This is a genomic window from Nonomuraea ceibae (assembly GCF_019396325.1).
In the GTDB taxonomy this organism is placed as follows: domain Bacteria; phylum Actinomycetota; class Actinomycetes; order Streptosporangiales; family Streptosporangiaceae; genus Nonomuraea; species Nonomuraea ceibae.
The window spans coordinates 41,934-66,920 of sequence record NZ_JAHKRO010000033.1 but is presented as its reverse complement, the minus strand read 5'-3'; the positions used below and the strand labels follow the sequence as shown (position 1 = coordinate 66,920).

Annotated in this window: 21 protein-coding genes; 9 read left to right on the top strand and 12 right to left on the bottom strand. The window is 73.2% G+C overall.

Annotated elements, in window-relative coordinates; all coding sequences use genetic code 11:
- Positions 1-39 precede the first annotated feature (39 nt).
- Both KME80_RS21740 and KME80_RS21735 read right to left on the bottom strand, forming a co-directional pair.
- Positions 40-1,155 (bottom strand): sugar ABC transporter substrate-binding protein, encoded by a 1,116-nt coding sequence (locus KME80_RS21740; RefSeq protein WP_219507790.1) that lies wholly within the window; start codon positions 1,153-1,155, stop codon positions 40-42.
- Positions 1,156-1,300: 145 nt separating this feature from the next.
- A complete protein-coding gene (locus KME80_RS21735; protein ID WP_246645348.1) occupies positions 1,301-2,632 on the bottom strand; it encodes an amidase in 1,332 nt (443 codons plus the stop codon).
- 53 nt (positions 2,633-2,685) lie between these two features.
- Between KME80_RS21735 and KME80_RS50545 the strand changes: the two genes are divergently transcribed.
- Positions 2,686-4,122, top strand: coding sequence for a DUF5685 family protein (locus tag KME80_RS50545; RefSeq protein ID WP_246645347.1), 1,437 nt, complete (start codon positions 2,686-2,688; stop codon positions 4,120-4,122).
- 48 nt (positions 4,123-4,170) lie between these two features.
- On the opposite strand, the gene KME80_RS21725 is transcribed toward KME80_RS50545, so the two are convergent.
- Positions 4,171-4,896, bottom strand: coding sequence for a sulfite exporter TauE/SafE family protein (locus tag KME80_RS21725; RefSeq protein WP_308125873.1), 726 nt, complete (start codon positions 4,894-4,896; stop codon positions 4,171-4,173).
- A 172-nt stretch (positions 4,897-5,068) separates the two neighbouring features.
- On the opposite strand from KME80_RS21725, the gene KME80_RS21720 reads away from it, so the two are divergent.
- Positions 5,069-5,824 carry a neutral zinc metallopeptidase gene (locus tag KME80_RS21720; protein WP_308125872.1) on the top strand — a complete coding sequence of 252 codons (756 nt, stop codon included), beginning with the start codon at positions 5,069-5,071 and terminating at the stop codon, positions 5,822-5,824.
- 213 nt (positions 5,825-6,037) lie between these two features.
- Here the strand turns inward: KME80_RS21720 and acnA are convergent, their stop codons facing one another.
- Entirely contained in the window at positions 6,038-8,782 is a 2,745-nt protein-coding gene (gene acnA, locus KME80_RS21715) for an aconitate hydratase AcnA (RefSeq protein WP_219507827.1), read from the bottom strand.
- A gap of 134 nt (positions 8,783-8,916) precedes the next feature.
- A complete protein-coding gene (locus KME80_RS21710) occupies positions 8,917-9,645 on the bottom strand; it encodes a metal-dependent hydrolase (protein ID WP_219507787.1) in 729 nt (242 codons plus the stop codon).
- Between the two features lie 283 nt (positions 9,646-9,928).
- Between KME80_RS21710 and KME80_RS21705 the strand changes: the two genes are divergently transcribed.
- Together KME80_RS21705 and KME80_RS21700 are read left to right on the top strand one after the other, a co-directional pair.
- A complete protein-coding gene (locus tag KME80_RS21705) occupies positions 9,929-10,630 on the top strand; it encodes a PadR family transcriptional regulator (RefSeq protein ID WP_219507785.1) in 702 nt (233 codons plus the stop codon).
- Between the two features lie 12 nt (positions 10,631-10,642).
- On the top strand, positions 10,643-11,143 hold the full coding sequence (locus tag KME80_RS21700) for a DUF1707 SHOCT-like domain-containing protein (RefSeq protein WP_308125875.1): 501 nt from the start codon (positions 10,643-10,645) through the stop codon (positions 11,141-11,143).
- A 6-nt stretch (positions 11,144-11,149) separates the two neighbouring features.
- On the opposite strand, the gene KME80_RS21695 is transcribed toward KME80_RS21700, so the two are convergent.
- The 5 genes from KME80_RS21695 to KME80_RS21680 all read right to left on the bottom strand — a co-directional run bounded on the left by KME80_RS21695 (position 11,150) and on the right by KME80_RS21680 (position 17,628).
- Complete coding sequence (locus KME80_RS21695; RefSeq protein WP_219507783.1) at positions 11,150-12,550, bottom strand: sugar porter family MFS transporter; 1,401 nt, start codon at positions 12,548-12,550, stop codon at positions 11,150-11,152.
- Positions 12,551-12,614: 64 nt separating this feature from the next.
- On the bottom strand, positions 12,615-12,740 hold the full coding sequence (locus tag KME80_RS51945; protein WP_281427099.1) for a hypothetical protein: 126 nt from the start codon (positions 12,738-12,740) through the stop codon (positions 12,615-12,617).
- Positions 12,737-15,196, bottom strand: a complete 2,460-nt coding sequence (locus KME80_RS21690; protein ID WP_219507781.1) for a polynucleotide kinase-phosphatase — start codon at positions 15,194-15,196, stop codon at positions 12,737-12,739. Before KME80_RS21690 ends, KME80_RS51945 begins: the two co-directional genes overlap by 4 nt.
- Positions 15,189-16,664, bottom strand: coding sequence for a 3' terminal RNA ribose 2'-O-methyltransferase Hen1 (locus tag KME80_RS21685; RefSeq protein ID WP_219507779.1), 1,476 nt, complete (start codon positions 16,662-16,664; stop codon positions 15,189-15,191). Before KME80_RS21685 ends, KME80_RS21690 begins: the two co-directional genes overlap by 8 nt.
- Before the next feature lie 49 nt (positions 16,665-16,713).
- Positions 16,714-17,628 (bottom strand): LLM class F420-dependent oxidoreductase, encoded by a 915-nt coding sequence (locus KME80_RS21680; RefSeq protein WP_219507777.1) that lies wholly within the window; start codon positions 17,626-17,628, stop codon positions 16,714-16,716.
- A gap of 121 nt (positions 17,629-17,749) precedes the next feature.
- On the opposite strand from KME80_RS21680, the gene KME80_RS21675 reads away from it, so the two are divergent.
- From KME80_RS21675 to KME80_RS21660, 4 genes are all read left to right on the top strand, one after another.
- Positions 17,750-18,781, top strand: a complete 1,032-nt coding sequence (locus tag KME80_RS21675) for a glycoside hydrolase family 18 protein (protein WP_219507775.1) — start codon at positions 17,750-17,752, stop codon at positions 18,779-18,781.
- Positions 18,782-18,855: 74 nt separating this feature from the next.
- Positions 18,856-19,977 (top strand): sensor histidine kinase, encoded by a 1,122-nt coding sequence (locus KME80_RS52795; RefSeq protein WP_219507773.1) that lies wholly within the window; start codon positions 18,856-18,858, stop codon positions 19,975-19,977.
- Positions 19,974-21,095: a sensor histidine kinase gene (locus tag KME80_RS21665; RefSeq protein ID WP_219507771.1), complete on the top strand. Its 1,122-nt coding sequence runs from the start codon at positions 19,974-19,976 to the stop codon at positions 21,093-21,095. Before KME80_RS52795 ends, KME80_RS21665 begins: the two co-directional genes overlap by 4 nt.
- Positions 21,092-21,691, top strand: coding sequence for a response regulator transcription factor (locus tag KME80_RS21660; protein ID WP_219507769.1), 600 nt, complete (start codon positions 21,092-21,094; stop codon positions 21,689-21,691). The genes KME80_RS21665 and KME80_RS21660 overlap by 4 nt, the downstream gene beginning before the upstream one ends.
- Before the next feature lie 4 nt (positions 21,692-21,695).
- Here KME80_RS21660 and KME80_RS21655 read toward each other — a convergent pair whose 3' ends face one another.
- Positions 21,696-22,898: an FAD-dependent monooxygenase gene (locus tag KME80_RS21655; protein ID WP_219507768.1), complete on the bottom strand. Its 1,203-nt coding sequence runs from the start codon at positions 22,896-22,898 to the stop codon at positions 21,696-21,698.
- Between the two features lie 55 nt (positions 22,899-22,953).
- Here KME80_RS21655 and KME80_RS21650 point away from each other — a divergent pair, with 55 nt between their 5' ends.
- Entirely contained in the window at positions 22,954-23,691 is a 738-nt protein-coding gene (locus KME80_RS21650) for a TetR/AcrR family transcriptional regulator (protein ID WP_219507766.1), read from the top strand.
- On the opposite strand, the gene KME80_RS21645 is transcribed toward KME80_RS21650, so the two are convergent.
- Complete coding sequence (locus tag KME80_RS21645; RefSeq protein ID WP_308125870.1) at positions 23,672-24,928, bottom strand: class I SAM-dependent RNA methyltransferase; 1,257 nt, start codon at positions 24,926-24,928, stop codon at positions 23,672-23,674. The genes KME80_RS21650 and KME80_RS21645 overlap by 20 nt on opposite strands.
- Between the last annotated feature and the right edge of the window lie 59 nt (positions 24,929-24,987).

Sequence of the window (24,987 nt, the reverse complement as noted above, 5' to 3'; positions counted from 1 at the left end):
GGCCCGCGCGGCGGGCGCGGGCCGTGCCCTGTGCCGTCACTACTGGATTCCCGCCTCGGCGCACTTGTCGGCGAAGTCGCCGGTGCACAGCTCCTCCTTGGTGACGTAGCCGTCCGCCACCACGTCCTTGACGTTCTCGAAGTAGATCGCCTGCGGCTCCATCAGCTCGGCCGGGACGTCCTGGCCGGTCTCCGGGTCCTTGACGCTGCCGCTCGCCGCGGGCTTCTCGCCCTTGGCCAGCGCGACCGCGAGCTTGGCGGCGGCGTCGGCCTCCTTCTTGACGGCCTTGTAGACGGTCATGCACTGGTCGCCCGCCAGGATGTTCTGCAGGCCCTGCACGGTGGCGTCCTGGCCGGTCACCGGCACCTTGCCGTTGAGCTTGTTCTTCTTCAGCACGGTGATGGCGGCATTGCCCAGGCCGTCGTTGGCGGCCAGCACGCCGGCGATCTTCGGCTCGCTGGTGAGCATCTGCTCGAAGATGGTGCCGGCCTGGGTGTTGTCCCAGTCGGGCACGGCCTGGTCGGGGCCCTTGACGTACTCGCCCGCGTCGAACTTGGGCTTGAGCACGCCGTCGTAGCCCTCCCTGAACAGGGTCGCGTTGTTGTCGGTCGGCGAGCCGTTCAGGTAGGCCACGATGGGCTTGTCGGCCTTCTTGTCGGCCAGGCACTTGCTCAGGCCCTCGCCCTGGAGGGTGCCGACCTTGGTGTTGTCGAAGCTCACGTAGTAGGCGGCGCCGCCGCCCAGCGTCAGCCGGTCGTAGTCGATGGTGGCCACGCCCTGCGACTTGGCCTTGTCGATGACGGTCTTGCCGGTGCCGCTGTCCAGGTTGACGATCATCAGGACGGTCGCGCCGTTCGTGATCATCTGGTCGGCGATGGTCTGGAAGGCCGTCTTGTCGTTCTGGGCGTTCTGGATGTCGTAGGCCACGCCCGCGGCCTCGAACGCCTCCTGCAGGTACTTGCGGTCCGCCGTCTCCCAGCGGGCCGACGACTTGCTGTCGGGCAGGATGACGCCGATCTTGCCCGTGGCCGCCGGTGAGGAGGCGGCCGGGGCCGAGGAGGTCGTGGTGGTCGTCCCGCCGTCGCCCCCGCAGGCGGTGAGACCGAGAGCGAGCGATGCTGCCGCGGCGGTCAAGCTGAGGATCCCCTTGCGCATGGGTGCAGGGTCCTTTCTTCCGGAGGGGCCCGGATGAATGTTGTTTGCGGCAACGTATTCCGGGATGGCCTGCTTTGGAAGACCCGCGGCGGGGGGAGTTTGTTGTTCCCGGTAACAATCCAGACACGCCCTGCCGCCGGGCGGATCACCTGGGCCCGGGTCGCCCGGCCTTCTCCGCGGCCTGGAACAGCAGGTGCTCACTGCCAGGGCGGCACACCAGTTGCAGCCCTGCCGGCAGGTCGTCCACCAGCCCGGCGGGCACGGTCAGCGCGGGCAGGCCCAGCACGTTCCACGGGCTGGTCAGCGCGAGCAGCGCGGCGCGGACGGCGACGGTTCCGCCGTCCAGCACGACCTCGCGCCCCTGGAGCCGGGGCGCGGTAAGCGGCACGGCGGGCAGCGCGAGCACGTCGTGCCCGCCGTCGAACAGCTCGGCGACCACGCCGCCGAGCCGCCGCCGCTCCTCCATCGCCCGCACGTACCGCCACCCCGGCACCTCGGCCGCGACCCGCAGCCGCTCGAGCACCTCCGGGTCGAACAACCCCGGAGCGCCCGCCAGCCGCTCCGCGTGCACGGCCGCCGTCTCACAGCTCTGGATCACCGTGTACGTCTCCCGCAACCGCGCGCCGACGCCCTCGGGCAGCTCCACCACGTCCGGCGCCCCGGCCGCCACCCGCGCCAGGGCGGCCACCCGGGGATCGCACGGGGTCAGGCCGGCGGGATCCAGCCACGCCGTCCGCACCTCCCCGCCGTCCTGCGCCGGACGCTCGTCCGCCAGGCACGCGTACGCCAGCAGGCAGTCCTCCGCCCGCCCGGCCAGCACGCCCACGTGGTCGAGCGTGACCGACAGCGGGAAGACGCCGTCGGCGCGGATCGCCCCGTACGCGGGCTTGAAGCCGGCGACCCCGCACAGCGCGGCCGGGATGCGCACCGAGCCGCCCGTGTCGGTGCCGAGCGCCAGCGGGACGATGCCCGCCGCCACGGCCGCGCCGCTGCCGCCGCTGGAGCCGCCCGACATGCGCTCCGGGTCCCACGGGTTGCGCGAGGGCCCGTTGGCCGACCGGTCGCCCGTCGGCCCGTACGCGAACTCGTGCGTCGTCGTCTTGCCGACGATCACCGCGCCCGCCTCCCGCAGTCGCGTCACGCAGGCGGCGTCGGTGTCGGGGACGTAGCCGGCGAAATGCCGTGAGCCCATCGTCGCGGGCAGGCCCGCCACCATGATCAGGTCCTTGACGCCGACCGGCATCCCGTGCAGCGGCCCCCGGTCGGCGCCCTCGGCCAGCTCGCGGTCCGCCGTCCGGGCCGCCTCCAGCGCCCCCTCGGCGTCGACGGTGACGAACGCGTTGAGCGCCGGGCCGAGCCGCGCGGCGGCCTCCAGCGCCAGCCGGGCCAGCTCGGCGGCGGTGACGCGGCCGGCGCGCAGGTCGAGGGCGAGGTCGGAGACGGTACGGCCGGCGAACGGGCCTGGGGTGACGGGCATGGCGATCCTCTCGGTGCTACGGTGGGCTCCGCCATACTGCACAAAGGGGACGTATGTTCGGCATTGTCCGCCCGTGTCGGCACGTCATGTGCAAAGGGCTGTACGCGGACTGGATGGCGCACCTGTGCGGGCTGTGCCTGGCGCTCCGCGACGAGCACGGGCACCTGTCCCGCCTGGTGACCAACTACGACGGCCTGCTCGTGTCCGTCCTCACCGAAGCCCAGACGGCCGGCGCGCCCGCCCGCCGCCAGGCCGGGCCCTGCCCGCTGCGCGGCTTCACCGGCGCCTCCGTGGCCCACGCCGAAGGGGCCAGGCTGGCGGCCTCGGTGTCGCTGCTGCTCGCCGCCGGGAAGATGCGCGACCACGTGGCGGACGGCGACGGCCGGTACGCCCGCCCCCTGGTCGCCGCGGGCGCCTCCCGCCTGGCGCGCCGCTGGACCAGCGCGGGCGCCGCCACGGCCGGCGCCCTCGGCTTCGACCCCCGGCCCCTCACCGCCGCCGCCTCCCGCCAGGCCCTCCTCGAACACCCCCCGGCCCCCGCCCGCACGCCTCCCGCCCACCCGGACGGCGAGCCCCCGCCGGCCCGGCCCCGCCCCGGCCTCCGGACGCACCCCACACCGCTGACGGAGACACCCGGCAGGCCGCTCACGGGACCCGCGCCCCTTAGGGAGGGACACAGCAGGCCGCCCTCCGGGCCGCAACCGGGCAACGCGCCGCAGGGGCGCGGTGCGCCGCTCTCCGGGTCGCAGGCCGGGCGGGCGGGCCTTGCGGTCTCGCAGGTGCCGGTCCCCCGGGCGGGCGGCGGTTCGCTCGCGGAGGCCGGGGCCCTCGTGCGGCCTGAGGGCGCTCCGGTGCTGGCTGCCGTGGGGTTACGGGAGGTGACCGGGCCGACCGAGGAGTCGGTGGCCGCCGCGTTCGGGCACACGGCGGTGCTCGCCGGGCGGCCGGGCAACCAGCAAGCACTAAAGGCGGCGGGAAGGGCGTTCGGGCGGCTGGCGCATCTGCTCGACGCCGTGGAGGACCTGGCCGACGACCGGGCGAACGGCGCGTACAACCCGCTGGACGCCACCGGCACCGGTCTCGCCGAGGCGCGCCGCCACTGCGACGCCGCGCACACCGCCCTGCGGGAGGCGGTGGACGAGCTGGACCTGCCCCGGCCGGGCCTGGCGCGGGCGCTGCTGGTGCGGGAGACCGGCCGCGCCGTCACCCGCGCCTTCGCCACCGGCAGCGGGCAGTCCCCGGTGGACGACCCGAAGGCGCCGGGGCGGCGCAGGCAGGATCCGGGCGGCCTGCTGTCGTTCATGTGCGCGTCGCTGACCTGCTGTACGTGCGGGCTGTACCGGCCGGAGTGGGACGAGGAGCACGAGAGCTCGTTCTGCCAGCGGTGCGACTGCTCGGGCTGGGACTGCTGCTCGAACTGCGACTGCGGCTGCTGCTGCTCGGAGGACGGCGGCTGCGGCTGCGACGGCTGCAGTTGCGGCTGCGACTGACCCGGGCCGCGATCGCCCCGAAGGCGGCGGCCGGCCCGGCGGCGGGGGTCAGGCCAGGGCGGTGACGACGAGGAGGCCGAGCGCGGAGGCCGCGGCGACGACCAGGACGGCGACGCGGACCCGGCCCTGGTCGAGGTGGCGGCGCAGCGGCCCGGACAGGGCGAAGCCGAGGATCATCGGCACGACGAGCGCGCCCCCGGTGGCCAGGGCGCGCACCGGCAGGCGGTCGACCAGGGCGAGGACGGCGATCGACTGGGCAGCGCTGAGGAAGAAGAACATGGCCAGCGTGGCCCGGATCTGCGGCCCCCTGGCGTTCTGGTAGACGAGGGCGAGGGGCGGCCCGCCGATGCCGGTTGCGGTGCCGGTGACGCCCGACAGGAACCCGGCCGAGGTGATCGTCGCCCCGTTGCGCGGCACGCTGAACGCCCGCGCGGTGAGCCCCACGGCGGCCAGCACCATGACCGCCACGAAGACGCTGAGCGCGTGGATGGACACGTACACGACGATGAACGCCCCCACCACGCTGCCCGGGAGGCGGCCGAGGAGCGCGAAGCCGAGCCCGCGCCAGTCGACCCGCCGCCACTCGGCGGCGAGCGTGAACAGCGGCAGCGTCATGTTGACCACCTGCATCGCACCCGGCATGACGCCCGGGTCCAGCATGGTGAGCACGGGCACGCCCACCAGCCCCAGCCCGAACCCGACGCTGCCCTGCACCACCGCCCCGGCGAGCACCGCCGCCCCGCCGACGACCAGGACCAGCACCTCATGAGTCACGAAGAGGAGTCAACCACCACAACCTCCCCAAGACCGAGGCGGACGACCGAGGCGGGCGTACGGGCACGTGGACGGGGTGCGGACCGAAGCGAGCGTACGGGCACGGGAACGGGGTGCGCGCCGGGGCGGGCGGGCGTCCGGGCCGGCTGGAGATCGCCTAAGCTGCGTGATCGTGCGTCTGCTTCTCACCCTCCCGCTCCTCCTGTCGTCCGGGTTCGCGCTGCCCGCCCAGGCCCAGAGGCCGTACGTGGATCCGCTGGCGGTGACCGGCAGGATGGCGGCGGCGGCGTGCCCGGAGCCGGAAATCGTCCAGGGCGGGATCCCGCGCACCCGCGAATACCTCACCACGATCACGAAATGTCTGGACAAGTCGTGGTCCAAGCACCTCGCCGGGACGCGCCGGACGTTCCGCAAGCCCATCGTGCGCTACTACGACGAGCCCGCGCCGCGCGTGTGCGGCCTCGACTGGCCCGAGGGGGCCGCCGCCTTCTACTGCACCGAGCGGGCCACGCTGGTGTTCCCGCTGACGGGCCGCTGGATCGAGGACCGTACGGACCTCTACCCCCTCAAGGTGGCCGCGCACGAGTACGGCCACCACGTGCAGAGCCTGACCGGGATCAGGAAGCACTACGAGAGCGCCGCCGCCAGAGCCGGGCGGGCGCGGCGGGCGGAGCTGGGGCGGCGCTACGAGCTGCAGGCCGACTGCCTGTCGGGGGTGTTCCTGGGCAGCGTGTGGGGCTCGCTCGGCCGCGGCCGGGGCGACTGGGAGGCCCTGCTCGACGCGACCCGCGCCAGCGGTGACGACGACGGCGAGCGGCGCAGCCACGGCAAGGGCGCCAACCGCGCCTACTGGCTCAAGCGCGGCTTCACCACGCAGCGGCCCGGCTCCTGCGACACCTGGCCGGCCCCGCCCGCCCGCGTCGCCTGAGCCCCGCCCGCCCGGTGGGGGCGCAGGCCACCTCGTGAATGCCAAGAGCCGCCCGGCGGTGGGTGGTGCGCCGGGCGGCTCGTGACGGTCGGGTGGTTCCCCCGAGGTGGGCGCGTGAGGTGCGCGCGCCCGGCCCGGCCGCGTGAGGGCGGCCGGGCTCCCGCCGCCCGCCACCGGCTGATGACCGGGGCGCGGGCGGGGAAGCGGAGCGGGTCAGGACTTGGCGAGCAGCGAGCGCAGCACGTACTGCATGATGCCGCCGTGCCGGTAGTAGTCGGCCTCGCCGGGCGTGTCGATGCGCACGACCGCGTCGAACTCCACGTCGCCCGCCTTGACGTGCACCGTCTGCGGGATGGAGCCGTCGTTGAGCGCCTCGACTCCGGTGATGTCGAACGTCTCCTCGCCGGTCAGGCCCAGCGACTCGGCCGTGGCGCCCTCGGGGAACTGCAGCGGCAGCACGCCCATGCCGATGAGGTTGGAGCGGTGGATGCGCTCGTAGGACTCGGCGATGACGGCGCGGACGCCGAGCAGCGCGGTGCCCTTGGCGGCCCAGTCGCGCGAGGAGCCGGAGCCGTACTCCTTGCCGGCCAGGACGACCAGCGGGGTGCCGGCGGCGGCGTAGTTGACCGAGGCGTCGTAGATGAACGACACGGGCGCGTCGGCCTGGGTGAAGTCGCGGGTGTAGCCGCCCTCGGTGCCGGGCGCGATCTGGTTGCGCAGCCGGATGTTGGCGAACGTGCCGCGGATCATCACCTCGTGGTTGCCGCGCCGCGAGCCGTAGGAGTTGAAGTCCTTGACCTCGACGCCGTTGGCCTGCAGGTACTGGGCGGCGGGGGTGCCGACCTTGATGGACCCGGCGGGCGAGATGTGGTCGGTGGTGACGGAGTCGCCCACCTTGACCAGCACGCGGGCGCCGGCGATGTCGGTCACCGGCTCCGGCTCCGGCGGCATGCCGTCGAAGTAGGGGGCCTTGCGCACGTAGGTGGAGGCCGGGTCCCACTCGAAGGTGTCGCCGGTCGGGATCGACAGCGAGCGCCACAGGTCGTCGCCCTTGAACACGTCGGCGTAGTCGCGCTCGAACATGTCGCGGCCGATCGAGGAGTGGACGACTTCGGCGATCTCCTCCGGCGAGGGCCAGATGTCGCGCAGGTAGACGGGCTCGCCGTCGGCGCCGATGCCGAGCGGCTCGGTGTCGAGGTCGAGGTCCATGGTGCCGGCCAGCGCGTAGGCGACGACGAGCGGCGGGGACGCCAGGTAGTTCATCTTGACGTCGGGGTTGATGCGGCCCTCGAAGTTGCGGTTGCCGGACAGCACGGCGGTGACCGCGAGGTCGTTGGCCTGTACGGCCTCGGAGATCTCGGGAGGCAGCGGGCCGGAGTTGCCGATGCAGGTGGTGCAGCCGTAGCCGACGAGGTTGAAGCCGATCTTGTCGAGGTACGGCTGGAGGCCGGAGCGCTCGAAGTAGCCGGTGACGACCTGGGAGCCGGGCGCCAGGGAGGTCTTGACCCACGGCTTGCGGGTCAGGCCCTTCTCCACGGCGTTGCGGGCCAGCAGGGCGGCGCCCAGCATGACGTACGGGTTGGAGGTGTTGGTGCAGGAGGTGATCGCGGCGATGGAGACGATGCCGTGGTCGATCTCGAAGGAGGTGCCGTCGGCGAGCGTGACCGCGACCGGCTTGTGCGGGCGGGCGCCGTTGGCGTCGGCGTTGGAGGCGGGCGCGTCGGAGGCGGGGAAGCTCTCCTTGACGGCCTCGTCGACGCCGTCGGGGTCGTCGACGTAGGCGCGCACGTCGCGGCGCCAGGTCTCCTTGGCGGCCGACAGCTCGATGCGGTCCTGCGGACGCTTGGGGCCGGCGATGGACGGCACGACGGTGCCCAGGTCGAGCTCGATGTACTCGGAGAACTGGGGCTCGGGGTCGTGCGGGTCGAGCCACAGGCCCTGGGCCTTGGCGTAGGCCTCGACGAGCGCGATCTGCTCCTCGGAGCGGCCGGTCAGGCGCAGGTAGTCGACGGTCTGGCCGTCGATGGGGAAGATGGCGCAGGTGGAGCCGAACTCGGGGCTCATGTTGCCGATCGTGGCGCGGTCGGCCAGCGGCACGGAGGAGACGCCCTCGCCGTAGAACTCCACGAACTTGCCGACGACGCCGTGCTTGCGCAGGATCTCGGTGATGGTGAGCACCAGGTCGGTGGCGGTGGCTCCGGCGGGCAGCTTGCCGCTGAGCTTGAAGCCGACGACGCGCGGGATGAGCATGGAGATCGGCTGGCCGAGCATGGCGGCCTCGGCCTCGATGCCGCCGACGCCCCAGCCGAGCACGCCGATGCCGTTCTCCATCGTGGTGTGGGAGTCGGTGCCGACGCAGGTGTCGGGGTAGGCCTTGCCGTCGCGGGTCATGACGACGCGGGCCAGGTGCTCGATGTTGACCTGGTGGACGATGCCGGTGCCGGGCGGGACGACCTTGAACTCGTCGAAGGCGGTCTGGCCCCAGCGCAGGAACTGGTAGCGCTCGCGGTTGCGCTCGTACTCGCGCTCGACGTTGCGCTGGAAGGCGTCGGGGTGGCCGAAGTAGTCGACGATGACGGAGTGGTCGATGACCATCTCGGCCGGGGCGAGCGGGTTGATGCGGGCGGCGTCGCCGCCGAGGTCGCGCACGGCCTCGCGCATGGTGGCCAGGTCGACGACGCAGGGCACGCCAGTGAAGTCCTGCATGATGACGCGGGCCGGGGTGAACTGGATCTCCACGCTCGGCGCCGCGTTGGGGTCCCAGGAGCCCAGGGCGCGGATGTGGTCGGCGGTGATGTTGGCGCCGTCCTCGGTGCGGAGGAGGTTTTCCAGCAGGATTTTCAGGCTGTACGGGAGGCGGGCAGCGCCTTCGACAGCGTCCAGCCGGAAAATCTCATATGACGCGTCGCCGACGCGCAGCGTGTCACGGCTGCCGAAGCTGTTCGCGGACACGGTGATTCGCCTCCTCCATAGACAGTTGCTCACTTGAGATCCTGCCGCACGCGGGAAGCGTTCTCGACGTCAGGTCACCCTAAGTCGGCCGCGCAGGTCTCTCGATGTCAAGATATCTCGAAAAGTATCTCGACATCAAGTTAAACGGGGGCGAGCCGCCAGAAGAGCAGGCCCACGATCGCCAGCGACAGCAGCGGAGCGAGGATCTTCTGCTCGAACTTGCGCCCCGTCTTGATGCCGATCTTCCACGGCAGCACGAACTTCATCGACAGCGGCCACAGCACCGGGCACCCGCGTTCGGTCATGCAGTCGCCCACCACGTGCATGAGACAGCCGATCCCCACGGCCAGCCCCAGCCAGGCGTACCCCACCGACAGCGACAGGAACACGGCGTAGAGCCCCGCCGTCAGGCCGATGTTGACCATGGCCGAGCCGAGCTTCTTGCCCGGGATGCCGATGCCGATCGCGCGCAGGGCCAGCCCGATGAGCAGCACGACCATGATGTCGCGGCCGATCGGATAGGTGTTGGCCAGCCAGTGCGTGCCGAACCCGACCGCCACCGCGAACGCCAGGGAGTGCGTGGCACCCCGGTGCCCGCCGCTGATCCACGACACGCCCTTGCTCAGTAACCAGGTGACCGGGCCGAACGTCTGCGCGATCGTCGCGCTGGGGTGGTCGAGGTCGGGCAGCATGGCGGCGCCGGCGCAGATGATGGCCCCGGCGATCAGCTCGGCCGGGCTCAGCGCGGTGGCCATGATGCCGGTGTCGATGAACCGGGAGGACTCGTTGAGCAGCGGCAGCGCCGCGAGCGGCGGCGCCAGCCCCAGCCAGGCGATGACCCCGGTGAGCGCGTGCGTGTGCCCCATCATGATCGGGACTGTACGGCAATCCGCGCCGGTGTGCGGTGCCCGGGCGCGGACCCCGCGAAACGTCCCGCAAACGCAGACGAGGTCGTCTCCGCGGCGACAGCACCCCCCAGCCCTGCCGACGCGGAACGACCTCGTCTGCTGTGAACAACGGACTCCTCCCGGATCCTGTTCCCGGATTCCCGGAAGTTTTTGGTGATCTGTCTCACTTGAGCATCACCCTTGATGGCGACATTCTTCCGATATATCGTTGAAGCATCGAGAACGATCGCGAGGAGGCACCACGATGACATCCGCTCAGGCGGCCGGGGGCCAGTGGCCCGACGCGCACGAGTTCAAGAAGGCCGCGAAGGAGGCGATCAAGGCCGTGGCCGACGCCTTCGAGCAGGGCCACCACCACCGCGGCGGCCCGCACGAGCACCGGCACCGGGGGCGCCGCGGGCCGGGAGCGTTCCCGTTCGACCTGGGCCGGGGGCCGTGGGGCCAGGGCCCGTTCGGCGGGCACCGGGGCTGGGGCGGCCGGCCGCGCAAGGCCAAGCGGGGCGACGTGCGCGCCGCGATCCTGGCCCTGCTGGCCGAGGAGCCGCGCAACGGCTACCAGATCATCCAGGAGATCGCCGAGCGCAGCGAGGGCGGCTGGAAGCCCAGCCCCGGCGCCGTCTACCCGGCGTTGCAGCAGCTCAGCGACGAGGGTCTGGTCATCTCCGAGGAGAACGAGGGCCGCAAGACCTTCCGGCTCACCGACACCGGCCGCGCCTACATCGAGGCGCACGCCGACGAGGTCCGCGCCCCGTGGGACGAGATGCGGCCCGACATCGATGACAGCACGGCCGACCTCTGGGACCTGTCGCGCCAGTCGGCGTTCGCGCTGATGCAGGTTCTGCAGACCGGCACTGATGCGCAAATCCGCGAAGCGCGTAAGACTCTGGTGGAGACCCGGCGCAGGCTCTACCAGATTCTGGCCGACGGCGACCCGGGTGAGGAGTGAGCCTTGAAGGGGGTGGCGACCGCCATGGACCACGGCGACCTGCGCATCGGTGACGCCGAGCGCGAGCGGACGATGGCCTCCCTGCGCGAGCACTTCGCGCTGGGGCGCCTGACACACGAGGAGCTCGACGAGCGGCTGGACCGGACGCTCGCCGCCCGCACCCGGCGGGACCTGGCCACGATCACGCAGGACCTGCCCGGCGAGGGCCCCGTCGCCCAGGCCGGGCCGGTGCCGCCGCACACGGTCGACTCCTGGCACGCGGCGATGCGCGAGCAGCGCGACCGCATGCGGGAGCTGGCCCAGCGGCACCCCGGCATGAGCCATCATCTGCGCGGGCCCCGGCACCCGGGCCGCCGCCACGGCCACGGCCCGGGGCGGTTCGTGCCGATCCTGGTCATGCTCATGGTGGCGATGGTGGTGACCGGCGGGGCGGGCCTGTTCAAGCTGCTCTTCTTCGTCGCGCTCGGGGCGATGGTGTTCTCTCTGGTCAAGCGGGCGTGCGACCGGAGGTGAGCGGGCTCAGCCCATCTCCTCCAGCCGGCGCCCCTTGGTCTCCTTGACCCACTTGAGGACGAAGACGAACGACAGCAGGGCGAACAGGGCGTACATCGCGTACGTGAGCGGCAGGTTCCACTCGGCGAGGGCCGGGAACGTGACGGTGATCAGCCAGTTGGCGATCCACTGCGCGGCGGCGGCGACGCCGAGCGCGGCGGCGCGGATCCGGTTGGGGAACATCTCGCCGAGCAGCACCCAGACCACCACCCCCCACGACAGCGCGAAGAACAGCACGAACAGGTTGGCGGCGATCAGCGCGATCATGCCCTGCGGGTCGGGCAGCGACACGTCGCCGCCGACGGGCCTGGCGGAACTGAACGCCCAGGCGGCGGCGGCCAGCGAGATCGCCATGCCGGCGGAGCCGATGAGGAGCAGCGGCCGGCGCCCGATCTTGTCGACGAGCGAGATGGCGATGAACGTGCCGATGATGTTGATGATCGAGCTGGAGAAGCTGATCAGCAGCGAGTTGGCCTGGTTGATGCCCACCGACTGCCACAGGACCGATGAGTAGTAGAAGATGACGTTGATTCCCACGAATTGCTGAAAGGCCGACAGGACGATGCCGATCCACACGATCGGCAGCAGGCCGAGCGCCGGGCCGCGCAGATCCTTCATCGTGGGCCTGGCCTCGGACCTCAGCACGTGCTGGATCTCCCGTACGCGCTCGTCCAGGTCCACGTCCTCGCCCTCGACCTCGGCCAGCACCGCGCGGGCCTGCCGGGTGCGGCCCGCCATGATGAGGTAGCGCGGCGACTCGGGGATCGTCGAGGCGAACAGCAGGAAGAGCAGCGCGGGCACGACGCAGGCGCCGAGCATCCACTGCCACGCCTCCAGCCCCCACAGCTGGTTGTTGACGTCGCCGCCCGCCAGCCTGGCGATCACGTAGTTGACGAGCTGGGAGACGGCGATGCCGAGCACGATCGCGAGCTGCTGGAACGAGCCGAGCCTGCCCCGGTAGGCGGGCGGCGCCACCTCGGCGATGTAGGTGGGCCCGAGCACCGAGGCCATGCCGATCGCGGCGCCCGCGAGCACCCGCCACAGCGCCAGGTCCCAGATCGCGAACGGCAGCATCTGCCCGATCGAGCTGATGGCGAACAGCACCGCGGCCACCTGCATGGTCCGGGTGCGCCCCCACCGGTCGGCGAGCCGTCCGCCGATCCAGGCGCCGACGGCCGAGCCGAGCAGCGCGATCGCCACCACGAACCCGGTCTCGACCGCGCCGACCGCGAAGTGGCGCTGGATGCCGACCACGGCGCCGTTGATGACCGAACTGTCGTAGCCGAACAGGAACCCGCCGATGGCCGCCGCCGCCGCGATGAAGACGACGTGACCCAGGTTCTCCTGATGGGCGTGCTGAGTAGCCATGCGGGTCCTTCCCCCTCTGGCTGAGGGACATACCCGTGACTACCTTACGTACTGCTCCAATTACTCAAAATTGGGCGAGCCAGAAGACCGCCACCACCACGGCCGCCACCGCCAGGGCGACGCCGTACAGCAGGACGGCGCGGCCCAGGCGGCGGCGCAGGTAGCCGGGCCGGTGCCGGTCGGCGGTCACAGGCGCGGGTCCACGGGCTCGGACTCCAGCGCGAGCACGGCGAAGACCGGCTCGTGCACCCGCCAGCCCGGCTCGCCGTCGGCCAGCCGCGCCAGCGCCTCCAGGCCGAGCGCGTGCTCGCGCAGCGCCAGCGACCGCTTCTTGCCGAGGAAGCGCCGGCGCAGCACGCCCAGCGACTCGGTGTAGTCGGGGCCGTAGATGATGCGCAGGTACTCGCGGCCCCTGACCTTGACGCCCGGCTGGACCCGGCCGCCGGTGTGCGCGGCGGGCTTGACCACCATGCCCTCGCCGCCCGCCGCCGTCATCGCCTCCCACCAGGCCGTCGCCTCGGCGCGGGACGACGGCGAGTCCAGCGAGACGAACACGTGCCGGGTCGGCGCGATGATCGGCGCGTCGAGCAGCCCCAGCGTCGACAGGTGCCAGGCGTGCGGCTCCAGCGCCGTGGCCCGGCCCTCGCAGGCGAGGATCTGGAACGGCGCCAGCCGCACCCCCTCCAGGCCGTCGACCGGCCAGCAGTAGCGGGCGTAGGCGTCGCGGAACAGCGTGGCGTTGCCCGCCCGGCGGCGGGTGCGCTCCAGCAGCTCCGACACCTCCAGCCCGCGCGCGGCGGCGGCCTCCAGCGCCGAGACCGCCTCCGGCAGCGCGGCCCCGGCGGCGGCGCCCACGGACGCGTACTGGGACCTGATGAGCCCGTCCGCCTTCGCCGACCAGGGCAGCAGCTCGCAGTCGAGCACCACCCAGTCGGAGCCGAGCGCGTCCCACAGCGGCGCGCACGCCTCCCGCAGCCGGTCGACCAGCGGCGTCAGGTCGTCGAAGAACGGCCGCCCGGTGCGCGTGTAGACGGCGCCCGCGCTGCCGTCGGTGACGCCGAACCGCGCCGCCGCCACCTCGGGCGTGCGGGCGAGCACGGCCACGGCCCGCGAGCCCATGTGCTTCTCCTCGCACACGACCTCGGCCACCCCGGCCTCGGCGAACTCCGCGAACGCCTCCTCCGGGTGCTCCAGGTAGCCGTCGAGCGCGGACGTCTGCGACGGCGCCATCGTCGGCGGCAGGTAGACGAGCCAGCGCGGGTCGACCGCGAAGCGGCTCATGACCTCCAGCGCCGCGGCGGCGTTCTCCTCGGCCACCTTGACCCGGCCGGCGAAGCGCGTCTCGACGTGGCGGGTGCCCTGCACGTCGCCGATGTCGAGCATGACCGCGTCACGCGCGGGGGCGGCCAGCGGCTTGACCGGCTCGTACCACACCTTCTCCGCCGGCACCCGGACGAGCTCGCGCTCCGGGTAGCGCAGCGCGGTCAGGTGGCCGCCGAACACGCAGCCGGTGTCGAGGCAGATCGTGTTGTTGACCCATTCCGGCTGGACCGTCGGCGTGTGGCCGTAGACGACCATGGCCCGGCCCCGGTACTCCTCGGCCCACGGGTAGCGCACGGGCAGCCCGTACTCGTCGGTCTCACCGGTGGTGTCGCCGTACAGGGCGAAGGCGCGCACGCGGCCGGAGGCGCGGCCGTGGTAGGCCTCCTTGAGCCCGGCGTGCGCGACCACGAGCCGCCCCTCGTCCAGCACGTAGTGGCTGAGCAGCGAGTCCATGAACGTCCGCGCCGACTCGACGAACTCCGGCGGCTCGGCGGCGAGCTGGTCGAGCGACTCCTGCAGCCCGTGGGCCACCTTGACGTTGCGCCCGGCCAGCGCGCGCACGAGCTTCTGCTCGTGGTTGCCGGCCACGCAGATCGCGGTGCCGGCCGCGACCATGCTCATGACCAGGCGCAGCACGCCCGGCGTGTCGGGGCCCCGGTCGACGAGGTCGCCGACGAACACGGCGGTGCGGCCCTCGGGGTGCGTGAGCCCCTGCCAGCCGAGCTCGGCCAGCAGCGCCTCCAGCTCCGCCCGGCAGCCGTGGACGTCGCCGATGATGTCGAACGGGCCGGTCAGCTCGCGCCGGTCGGACCACGCCTTCTCGTACGTGATCTCCGCCCGATCGATCTCCTCGACGCCGCGCAGCACGTGGACCTTGCGGAAGCCGTCGCGGGAGATCTTGCCGAGCGAGCGGCGCAGGTCCTTGCGCTGGCGGATCACCACGCGGGCGCCGAAGTCGCGGTCGGGGCGGCCGGCGTTGCGCTCGACGGCGACCTCCTCCGGCACGTCGAGCACGATGGCGTCGGCCATCACGTCGTGCTGCCGGGCGAGGTCGATGAGGCTCTTGCGGGCCGCGTACTGCACGTTGGTGGCGTCGACCACGGTGAGCAGGCCGCGCGACAGGCGCACGCCGACGATGTGGTGCAGCAGGTCGAACGCGGCGGGGGTGGCGCTCTGGTCGTTCTCGTCGTCGGAGACCAGGCCGCGGCAGAAGTCGGACGAGATGACCTGCGACGGCTTGAAGTGGCGGGCGGCGAAGGTCGACTTGCCGCTGCCCGAGACGCCGACGAGCACGACGAGCGACAGCTCGGGAACGCTAATCACGGGTGAACACCCCCATCTGGGTCGGCGGGCCGACCTCCGGATCCTCCTCGCCCACGGGCCGGAACACGACCCGGTAGCCGTGCCGGGCCGCCACGTCCTGGGCCCAGGCGGCGAACTCGGCCCTGGTCCACTCGAAGCGGTGGTCGGCGTGGCGCAGGCCGGTCAGGAACTCGTAGCGGACGTTGTACTCGACGTTGGGCGTGGTCACGAGCACGTGCGCGGGCCTGGCGTGACCGAACACGACGTGTTCGAGGGCGGCCAGCCGGGGCGGGTCCACGTGCTCGATCACCTCCATGAGCACGGCGGCGTCGTAGCCGGTCAGGCGCTTGTCGGTGTAGGTGAGCGCGCCCTGGAACAGCGTGAGCCGGGCGCGCTTGGCGTCGGGCATGCGCTCCAGCTTGAGCTTGCGCGCGGCGATGGTCAGCGCCATCGGCGAGACGTCCATGCCGGCGACCCTGGCGAAGCGCGGCCTGGACAGCAGCGCCCCGACCAGCTCGCCCTGGCCGCAGCCCAGGTCGATCACGCTGACGGCTCCGAGCTCCTCCAGCGTCTCCAGCACGGCCTCGCGGCGCCGCGTGTTGAGCGGCGTGCGCCTGACGGGCCGCTCGCCGAGCCCGTCCGCCTCCGCCTCGACAGCCTCGGCCGCCTCCGCCTCGGCGGCCTCGTCGGCCGCGGTCTCCCCCGCCGGGGCGTCCTCCGCGACCGCGGGCTCCAGCTGTTCCTCGGTGTCGTCGCCCAGCTCGGCCAGGCGGGCGAGGGCGACGCGGGCCATGCTCCAGCGCCGGCCCAGGTAGCGGCGGACGATCAGCCCGCGCTCCGGGTGGTCGCGCAGCCAGCCCTCCCCGGCGCGCACGAGCTTGTCGATCTCGTCCGGCGCCATCCAGTAGTGCTTGGCCTCGTCCAGCACCGGCAGCAGCACGTACAGGTGGTTGAGCGCGTCGGCCAGCCGCACGGTGCCGTCGAGCGTGAGCCGCACGTACCGCGAGTCGCCCCACTCGGGGAAGCCCGCGTCGAGCGGCACCGGCTCGGCGGTGACGTGCCAGCCGAGCGGCGTGAACAGCCGCCCGGCCAGCTCGGGGCCGCCCCGGCAGGGCAGCGCGGGCAGCCGGATCCGCAGCGGCAGCGGCGTGGCGGCCAGCTCCGGCCGGGCGTTGCAGCGTCCGGCCCGCGCGGTGCGGAACACGTCGGCCAGCGCCACGGCCAGCAGCGACGAGGCCGCGTAGGGCCGGTCGTTGACGTACTGCGACAGGCTGAAGTCGGGCGATCCCTTGCCCCGTGACCGGGCCAGCTTGACCGGGTCGACGTCGAGCAGGAGCGCCGCCGTGCAGCGTTCCGCGCCCGCCTCGGGGTAGAACACCGTCGCCTCGCCGAACGACTGGGCGAACCGTTGCACCCGGTCCGGATGCTTGTGCAGCAGGAAGCCCAGGTCGGTGGCAGGCGACACGGTGGTGGAGATCGTCAGCAACACCCCGCCAAGTGTGCCGCAGCCCGGCTGGGACATGCCACCGCATATCCGATCAGACGTGCGGCAACACCTCGGCCGCGATCAGCTCCAGGTGGTCCAGGTCGGCCAGGTCCATCACCTGGAGGTAGACGCGCTCGGCCCCCAGCTCGCCGAGCTTGCCGATCTTCTCCAGCACCTCGGCGGGCGTCCCGGCGAGCCCGGCCTCGCGCAGCGTTTCGAGCGACTGCTCGATGACGGCGGCCCGGCGCTCCAGCTCGGCCTGGTCGCGCCCGACGCACACGGTCTGCGCCGCCGACAGGACGACCTCGCGTCCGGTCCGCTCGCACGCCTGCCGGACCCGGTCGAAGGCGGCTCCGGTGTCGCCGAGCCGGTGGAACGGCACGTTGTACTCGTCGGCGAACGTGGCGGCCAGCCGGGGCGTGCGCTTGGCGCCGACGCCGCCGATGATGATCGGCGGGCCGGGCCGCTGCGCCGGCTTGGGCAGCGCGGGCGAGTCGACGAGCCGGTAGTAGCGGCCGTCGTAGGAGAAAGACTTGCCGGCCGCCCACAGCCCCCGGACGATCTCCAGCTGCTCCTCGAAGCGGCCGAACCGCTCCGCCACCGGCGGGAACGGGATCCCGTACGCGGCGTGCTCGCCGTCGAACCAGCCGGTGCCGAGCCCGAGCTCGACGCGCCCGCCGCTCATGGCGTCGACCTGGGCGACGCTGATCGCCAGCGGGCCGGGCAGCCGGAAAGTCGCGGGGGTCACCAGCGTGCCCAGCCGGATCCCGGACGTCTCCCGCGCCAGCCCCGCCAGCGTGATCCACGCGTCCGTCGAGCCGGGGCCCGGGTCGCCCGCGCCGATGCGCTGGTAGTGGTCGGACCGGAAGAACGCGTCGAAGCCGAGGCGCTCGGTGGCCTGGGCGACGGCGAGGAGATCGTCGTAGGTGGCGCCCTGCTGGGGCTCGGTGAAGATCCGCAACTTCATGTCGCCATTATCGCCACACAACGGACGTCATCCGGAGATTGCCCCCGCGACACCGCGAACGCTTGCTAACGTCCACCCTCAAGCGCACCCTGTAGCTCTGCGAACACGGAGGGTGGTCGACATGTCGGCTTCGCGGCGCAGAAGACCCACCGGCACGCTCCCGCGGCCCTTCGCGGTCCTGTTCGCCCTGGCCCTGACCGGCGCGACAGGGGTGGCGGTCTCGCTGCTGCCCGCCCGCGCCACGCTCCAGCCGGCCGACCCGCCGCCCCCGCCCGCGCGGCCCTCCCCGTCCCCCTCGCCGACGCCGCCGCCCGTGCCCGGCGGCTACGTCGGCTTCGTCGACACCGCCGCCGACCCGGGCTTCGACCTGCCGGCCGACTCGCGCCGCACCGGGGTGCGCTGGTACGCGCTCGGCCACCTGGTCGCCGGGCCCGACGGGTGCGGCGTGCGCTGGGCCGGGCGGCTCGACTTCGGCCACGACCCGGTCGCCAACAAGATCGGGCGGCTGCGCGCCAGGGGCGGCGACGCCGGGCTGGTCTTCGGCGGCCCCGACGGGCGGGAGGCCGCCGCCACCTGCACCAGGCCGGGCGCGCTCGCCGCCGCCTACCGGCGGGCCGTCGGCGCGTTCGACGCCGCCTACATCGACTTCGACCTGCGCTCCGACGCCGGCCTCGACCCGCGCTCGGGCGCCGGTGAGGCCACGGTGCTGCGGCGGGCGCGGGCGATCCGGGCGCTGCAGCAGGAGCGGCGGCTGCGGGTCGGCTTCACGCTGCCGCTCAAGCCGTACGGGCTGGCCGCGCGCGACGTCGAGACGCTGCGGCTCACCCGGCGGGCGGGCGCCGACGTCTCCGGCGTCAACCTGCTGGCCGAGATCGAGCCGCAGAGCGCGCCCGAGGGCCGGATGCAGCGGCTCGCCGAGGCGCTGCGCGCCGCCCGCACCCAGCTCGCCGAGGTGTACGGCCTGGCCGAGCCCGACGACGCCTGGCGGCGGATGGCGGTGACCTGCGTGCTGTCCGGCCCGGACGACCTGAGCGAGGGCGACGCCCGCAAGCTCACCGCCTTCGCCGCCCGCTACGGCGTGCCGTGGCTGTCCGCGCGGGGCGCCGAGCCCGCCCCGGAGGCGGCCCGCGTCCTGCACGGCTTCTCCGCGTGACCTCGGCGCACCCCCGCTGAAACTATAAGGTTGTCCCGATACGGGGTGCTTTTGGGCGATAGGGGGATGGGCGGGTGTCCACCAGGCCGGAGACCGCGAAGAAGCTCCTGCTCTACTGGATGGACGGCATGGTCGTCCTCCTGGGCTTCTTCCTCGTCGCGGTGATGGTGAACGCCACGACGGAGGGCCGGCAGTCCCCCGTCACCACCGCCGTGGGCCTGCTGTCCATGGCCGGCGTGATGGTCCTGTACTCCCTCGTGATGCGCGACGCCTACGACGAGCGCCCCCGGCCGACGGCGAAGCTGGTCGCCGGCGGGCTGCTCACCGCCGCCGCGATGCTGCCGGTCCTGCCCCTGCCGCCCGACGCCAGCGGCACCTGGGAGACGCTGACGTACGTGTGGCTCTCCTCCGTCGCGCTGTATCTGCCGCTGTGGGTGACCGTCTGCGCCGGCGCCACGCTCGTCACCGCGATCACCGTGTACGTCTCGGCCGCGCTGGACCAGCCCTGGCAGGCGGTGCTGATGAGCCAGGCGCTGAGCGCGGTCTTCATCCCGGCCGCCACCTGGATCTGGTGCTGGCTGTGGCGGACGATCCGCGACGCGCACGACAGCCAGGCCGCCAAGGCCCGCCTCGCCGTGGCCGAGGAGCGGCTGCGCTTCGCCCGCGACCTGCACGACCTGCTCGGCCACAGCCTGTCGGTGATCACGCTGAAGAGCGAGCTGGCCGCCAAGCTCGCCACCAAGGACGCAGCCAAGGCCGGGCGCGAGATGGCGGAGGTGCGCCGCCTGGCCGGTGAGTCGCTGGTCGAGGTGCAGGTGGCCGTCGACGGCTACCGGATGCTGGACCTGGACGCGGAGCTGAGAGGCGTGCGCGCCGCGCTGGAGGGGGCCGGGGCCCGCTGCGTGACCGACGTCCGGGCCGACGACCTGTCGCCCGAGGCCCGTACGCTGCTCGCCTGGGCGGTGCGTGAGGGGGCCACCAACGTGCTCAAGCACAGCAAGGCCACGAGCTGCGAGATCACCATCGCCCGCGGGGTGCTGGAGATGCGCAACGACGGGGTGCCGCCGGACGCGCCCGCGGGCGCGGGGAGCGGGCTGCGCGGGCTGGCCGAGCGGATGGCGACGGCGGGCGGCTCGTTCTCCGCCTCGCCCACGCCCGCCGGGGAGTTCCTGCTGCGCGCGGAGGTGCCCGTATGAGCCGGCCCTTCCGCGCCGGCCGGACGCGCGCGGCCACCAAGCTGGACAAGATCCGCTGGATCGTCGTCTACTCCGGCGACATCGGCTTCCTCATCGGCCTGGTGGGGCTGCTGCACCTGGCGCTCCTCGTGCTCGAGTACGGCCTCCCGGTGCCCGTGGCCGTGATCTCCGGGGCGTTGCAGCTGGCCCTGATCGTGATGGCGAGCCGCGCGGTCCGGATCGCCGTGCGCGGCGAGCGGCGTCCGACCGCCATGCTCGTGGCCGGCGGGGTGATCACGCTGCTGCAGCTGGTGATCCCGGTCATCTGGGCCGCTCCCGTGTGGCTGGCCATGATCGCGCCGTTCGTGCGCCGCCGGACCCTGGCCGCGGCGACGCTGGCCACGCTCGGGCTGACCACGGCCAACCTCCTGATCGCCGGCGACCTCCAGCCGCTGCCGCTGGTCGTGCAGGGCGCGCTCAGCTTGACGCTCGGCGCCGGGATGCAGGCCAACATGTGGCTGTGGCGCCTCGCCAAGGAGGCGCACGAGGGGCAGGAGGCCAAGGCGCTGCTGGCGGTGTCGGAGGAGCGGCTGCGGTTCGCCCGCGACCTGAACGACCTGCTCGGCCAGAGCCTGACCGGCATCGCGGCCCGCGCGGCGGGCGCCCAGGAGCTGCTGCGCGCCGACCCGGAGGACGCGGCGCGCGAGATGTTCGAGGTGCGCGACACGGCCCGGCAGGCGCTGCGCGAGGTGCGCGCCACCGTGCAGAGCTACCGGGCGCTCGACTTCGACGAGGTGCTGGCCAGCGTCCGCGCTGTGCTGGAGGCCGCCGACGTGCGCTGCACGGTCGAGGCCGACGACACCGCCGGCCTGGCGCCGGAGACCCGTACGCTGCTGGCCACCGTGGTCCGCGAGGGCGCCACCAACGTCCTCAAGCACAGCCGGGCCGAACGCTGCACGATCACGATCAGGGAAGGAATCCTCGAGATGTCCAACGACGGCGTCAGCGGAGCCGTGGGCGAGCACGCCCCCAACGGTCTCGGCGGCCTCGCCAAGCGCGTCGCGACCGCCGGCGGCTCGCTCTCGGCCGCGCCCACCCCCGACGGCGCCTTCCTGCTCAGGGTCGAGGTGCCCGCATGACCACGCGCGTGCTGCTGGCCGACGACGAGCACCTGATCCGCGGCGCCATCGCCGCCCTGCTGGACCTGGAGGACGGCATCCAGGTCGTCGCCCAGGTCGGCCGGGGCGACGAGGTCGTGGCGGCCGTGGCGGAGCACCGGCCGGACGTGGCGGTGCTCGACATCGAGATGCCCGGCATGGACGGGCTCAGCGCCGCCGAGCGGATCAGCGCCGACTGCAAGATCGTCATCCTGACGAGCCTGGGCCGGCCCGGTTACCTGCGCCGCGCGATGGCCGCCGGGGTGAGCGGGTTCCTGGGCAAGGACGCCTCGGCGGAGGAGCTGGCGATGGCGATCCGCAAGGTGCAGGCGGGCGGGCGCTACCTGGACGCCGAGCTGGCGGCGGCGGCGATGGCGGCCGGCGACAGCCCGCTGACCGACCGGGAGCGTGACGCGCTGCGCCTGGCGGCCGACGGCATGGCCATCTCCCGGATCGCCGGGGAGCTGCACCTGACGGAGGGCACCGTGCGCAACTACCTGTCGAGCGCCATGACCAAGCTCAACGCCCAGAACCGGCTGGAGGCCATCCGCACCGCCCAGCGCATGGGCTGGCTGTGACGGGTCAGGCGTCCGCGCGGACCGGTTCCTCCCAGTCGACGCGGTAGTCGTAGATCCACCGGCTCGGGTCCTCGCCCCGCCGGGCCATCCGCTTCAGCGCGGCCGACATGATGAGGTCGCGCGGGATGCGGGCGATCGGCCCGAGCCCCTTCCAGCCGCCGGTGCTGTTGCCCTGGGCGACGACGCGCTCGACGCGGGCGCGGCGCAGCCGCTCGTAGGCGGTGAAGGCGGCGGTGACGCCGGGGCTGTCGCGCAGGCACTTGGCCAGGACGACGGTGTCCTCGATGGCCATGGCGGCGCCCTGCCCGATCGACGGGGCGGTGGCGTGGGCGGCGTCGCCGATGACGATCATCCGGTCGCGGTGCCAGCGGGGCACGGCCGGGACGTCGTACGTCTTCCAGGCGTCGAAGATCTTGCCGGAGGCCGCGACGAGGCCGGCGGCGGGGCCCTCGTCGTCGCGGAACAGGCCGAGCAGGTGGGCCCGCCACTCCTCCGGGCCGGTCGCGGCCAGTTCGGCGCGGCTGGGCTCGGCCTTCCTGGTGAGGTTGGCCGCCCACCAGACCTCGCCGTCCGGGTGGGTGAGGTGCGCGAAGAAGGCGTGCCTCCCGAAGATCGCGCACATCAGCCCCGGTTCGGCGCCGGTGGACACGCCGCGGGCGTAGCCGCCGGTGTTGAGCAGTCCCGAGTAACGGACGCCGGGCGCGCGCGGGTCGATGATCTCGCGGGTGCGTGACCACAGCCCGTCGGCGCCGATGAGCAGGTCGCCCTCGGCCGTGCCGCCGTCGGCGAACCTGGCCAGCACCCGGCGGCCGTCGCTCTCGGCCTCGACGAGCCGCTTGCCGTACTCGATCGGCACGCCGAGCCGTTCGGCGTGCAGGCGGAGCAGCCGGTAGAGGTCGGCGCGCTTGACGGTCCGGCTGACGGTGCCGTCGGGGAGCGGGTCGCCGTAACGGAGCTCGCCGAGTTTCCTGCCGGAGCCGCTGGTCAGGGCCATCCTCGGCGTCGCGAAGCCGATCTCCCCGGCGTCGACGCCGAGGGTGCGTAAGGCGTGGAGCGCGTTGACCGAGAGGGTCAGGAAGGCGCCGGCGTTGTCGGCGTCGCGGTCGTAGGCCTCGTGGACGACGGCGGCGATGCCCGCCTTGTGCAGCGCGATCGCGCTCAGCGTGCCGGCGATGCCGCCGCCCGCGATCAGCGATGTGTATGTCATACACTCGAATATATGGCATACACTTCGGGAGGAGTCAACGAGTGAAGGCGGAGCGATGAAGGAAGAGCTGCCCGCGGGCCTCGCCGAGCTGTGGGCCCGGCTCGGCGCGCCCGAGCCCGCGCCGAGAAACCGGCTGACGCTCTCCCGCGTCACCGGCGCGGCCGTCGAGCTGGCCGATGCCGACGGGCTCGACGCCGTGTCGATGGCCCGGGTCGCCGAGCGGCTCGGCTACACCACGATGTCGCTCTACCGGCACGTCAAGAGCAAGAACGAGCTCCTGCTGCTGATGCTCGACCGCGTCGCGGCCCTGCCCCCCGAGCTGGACGAGCCCTTCGACGGCTGGCGCGACGGCCTGGAGCGCTGGTGCCGGGCGCAGTGGGAGATGCTGCACGCCCACCCCTGGGTCGTGCACCTGCCGATCACCGGGCCGCCGATCACGCCCAACCAGCTCGCCTGGACCGACCGCGCCCTGCGCACCCTGCGCGGCACCGGGCTGAGCGAGGCCGACAAGGCGGGCGTCGCCCTGCTGGTCGCCAGCCACCTGCACACCGTGGCGCGGCTCGGCGCCGACCTCGGGTCCGCCGCCTCGGGCGAGTCGATCGCCGCCTACAGCGACCTGCTCGGCCGGCTGGTCGACGGGGCCCGCTTCCCCGCGCTGCGGGCCGCCGTCGACGCCGGCGCCTACGACTATCCCGCGGGCACCCCGGCCGAGGAGCGGCGGCTGGACTACCGGTTCGGGCTCGCCCGCATCCTCGACGGCGTCGCCGCGCTGATCAGCTCGGCCGGCGGGTGAGCAGCGCCACGCACTCCACGTGGTGGGTCATCGAGAAGGCGTCGAAGGCGCGCAGGTCACCCAGCTCGTAGCCGCGCTCGGCGAACCACTTCAGGTCGCGGGCCAGCGTCGCCGGGTCGCACGACACGTACACCACGCGCAGCGGCTCCAGCGACACGACGCGCTCCACCACGTCGAGGCCCAGCCCCGAGCGGGGCGGGTCGACCACGACGAGGTCGGCCCGCTCGATCTGGAAGCGGTCCAGCGCCTCCTCCACCCGGCCGCGCTCGACCCTCGCCTGAGGCAGGTCGCGCAGGTTGGCGCGGGCGTCGCGCACGGCGGCGGCCTCCGACTCCAGCCCGAACACCGCCCCCTCGGGGCCGACCGCCTCGGCCAGGCCCGCCGCGAACAGGCCCACGCCGCAGTAGAGGTCGAGCGCCCACTCCCCCGGCTCCGGCGCCGCGTAGGCGAGCACGGCGTCGAGCAGCGTCTCGGCCGCGCCGGGATGCACCTGCCAGAAGCCGCTCCCGGAGACGCGGAACTCGCGGTCGCCCACCCGCTCGTGCAGCAGCCCGGAGCCGTGGCGCGGCACGGTGCGGCCCTTGCCCTGGTCGAGCAGGATCGAGGCGGGCGCGTCGAGGTCGGGCACCGCCACCTTGCGGCGCGGGCGCGGCGCGACCACGACGGCCCGGTCGCCCTCGGAGGAGGCGATCACCTCGACCGACGCGGCGCCCGGCCACTGGTGGTCCTCGGCGGCGACGGCCTCCACCTCCGGGTGCGCGATCAGGCAGGCGTCGATGAGCTGAAGGTCGTGCGAGCGGTGCTTGCGCAGCCCGAGCCGGCCGTCGGGCAGGGCGGCGAACTGGACGCGGGTGCGCCAGCCGAGGCCGTCCTTGGCGCCCGGCACCTCCTCCACGACCACGTCACGCTCGATGCCGGCCAGCCGGTGGAGCTGCTCGGCGACCACGGCCGCCTTGAGCCCGCGCTGCGCCTCCAGCGTGGCGTGCTGCCAGTCGCAGCCGCCGCACAGCCCGGGCCCGGCATAGGGGCACGGCGGGACGACGCGGTCGGGCGACGGCTCGAGGATCTCCACGGCGTCGGCGCGCAGGAACCGGGTGGTCTCCTCGGTGACCTTGGCGCGGACCCGCTCCCCCGGCAGCGCGTGCCGGACGAACACCACGCGCCCCTCGTGGCGTGCCACGCACCAGCCGCCGTGGGCGACCGGACCTACTGTCAGCTCGAGTGATACCTGTTCCACACGCATACCCTATGCCCAGCCGGGTGGCACTCCTCCGGTTACGCTGAGTGGTCGCACGC

Bases quoted from the DNA above. Each gene is read 5' to 3' on its own strand.
- KME80_RS21680 (WP_219507777.1), bottom strand. From the start codon at position 17,628: ATGAAGTTGCGGATCTTCACCGAGCCCCAGCAGGGCGCCACCTACGAC.
- KME80_RS21675 (WP_219507775.1), top strand. From the start codon at position 17,750: ATGTCGGCTTCGCGGCGCAGAAGACCCACCGGCACGCTCCCGCGGCCC.
- KME80_RS21650 (WP_219507766.1), top strand. From the start codon at position 22,954: ATGAAGGAAGAGCTGCCCGCGGGCCTCGCCGAGCTGTGGGCCCGGCTC.
- KME80_RS21665 (WP_219507771.1), top strand. From the start codon at position 19,974: ATGAGCCGGCCCTTCCGCGCCGGCCGGACGCGCGCGGCCACCAAGCTG.
- KME80_RS21735 (WP_246645348.1), bottom strand. From the start codon at position 2,632: ATGCCCGTCACCCCAGGCCCGTTCGCCGGCCGTACCGTCTCCGACCTC.
- KME80_RS21660 (WP_219507769.1), top strand. From the start codon at position 21,092: ATGACCACGCGCGTGCTGCTGGCCGACGACGAGCACCTGATCCGCGGC.
- KME80_RS21710 (WP_219507787.1), bottom strand. From the start codon at position 9,645: ATGATGGGGCACACGCACGCGCTCACCGGGGTCATCGCCTGGCTGGGG.
- KME80_RS21695 (WP_219507783.1), bottom strand. From the start codon at position 12,550: ATGGCTACTCAGCACGCCCATCAGGAGAACCTGGGTCACGTCGTCTTC.
- KME80_RS21705 (WP_219507785.1), top strand. From the start codon at position 9,929: ATGACATCCGCTCAGGCGGCCGGGGGCCAGTGGCCCGACGCGCACGAG.
- KME80_RS50545 (WP_246645347.1), top strand. From the start codon at position 2,686: ATGTTCGGCATTGTCCGCCCGTGTCGGCACGTCATGTGCAAAGGGCTG.
- KME80_RS21655 (WP_219507768.1), bottom strand. From the start codon at position 22,898: ATGACATACACATCGCTGATCGCGGGCGGCGGCATCGCCGGCACGCTG.
- KME80_RS21740 (WP_219507790.1), bottom strand. From the start codon at position 1,155: ATGCGCAAGGGGATCCTCAGCTTGACCGCCGCGGCAGCATCGCTCGCT.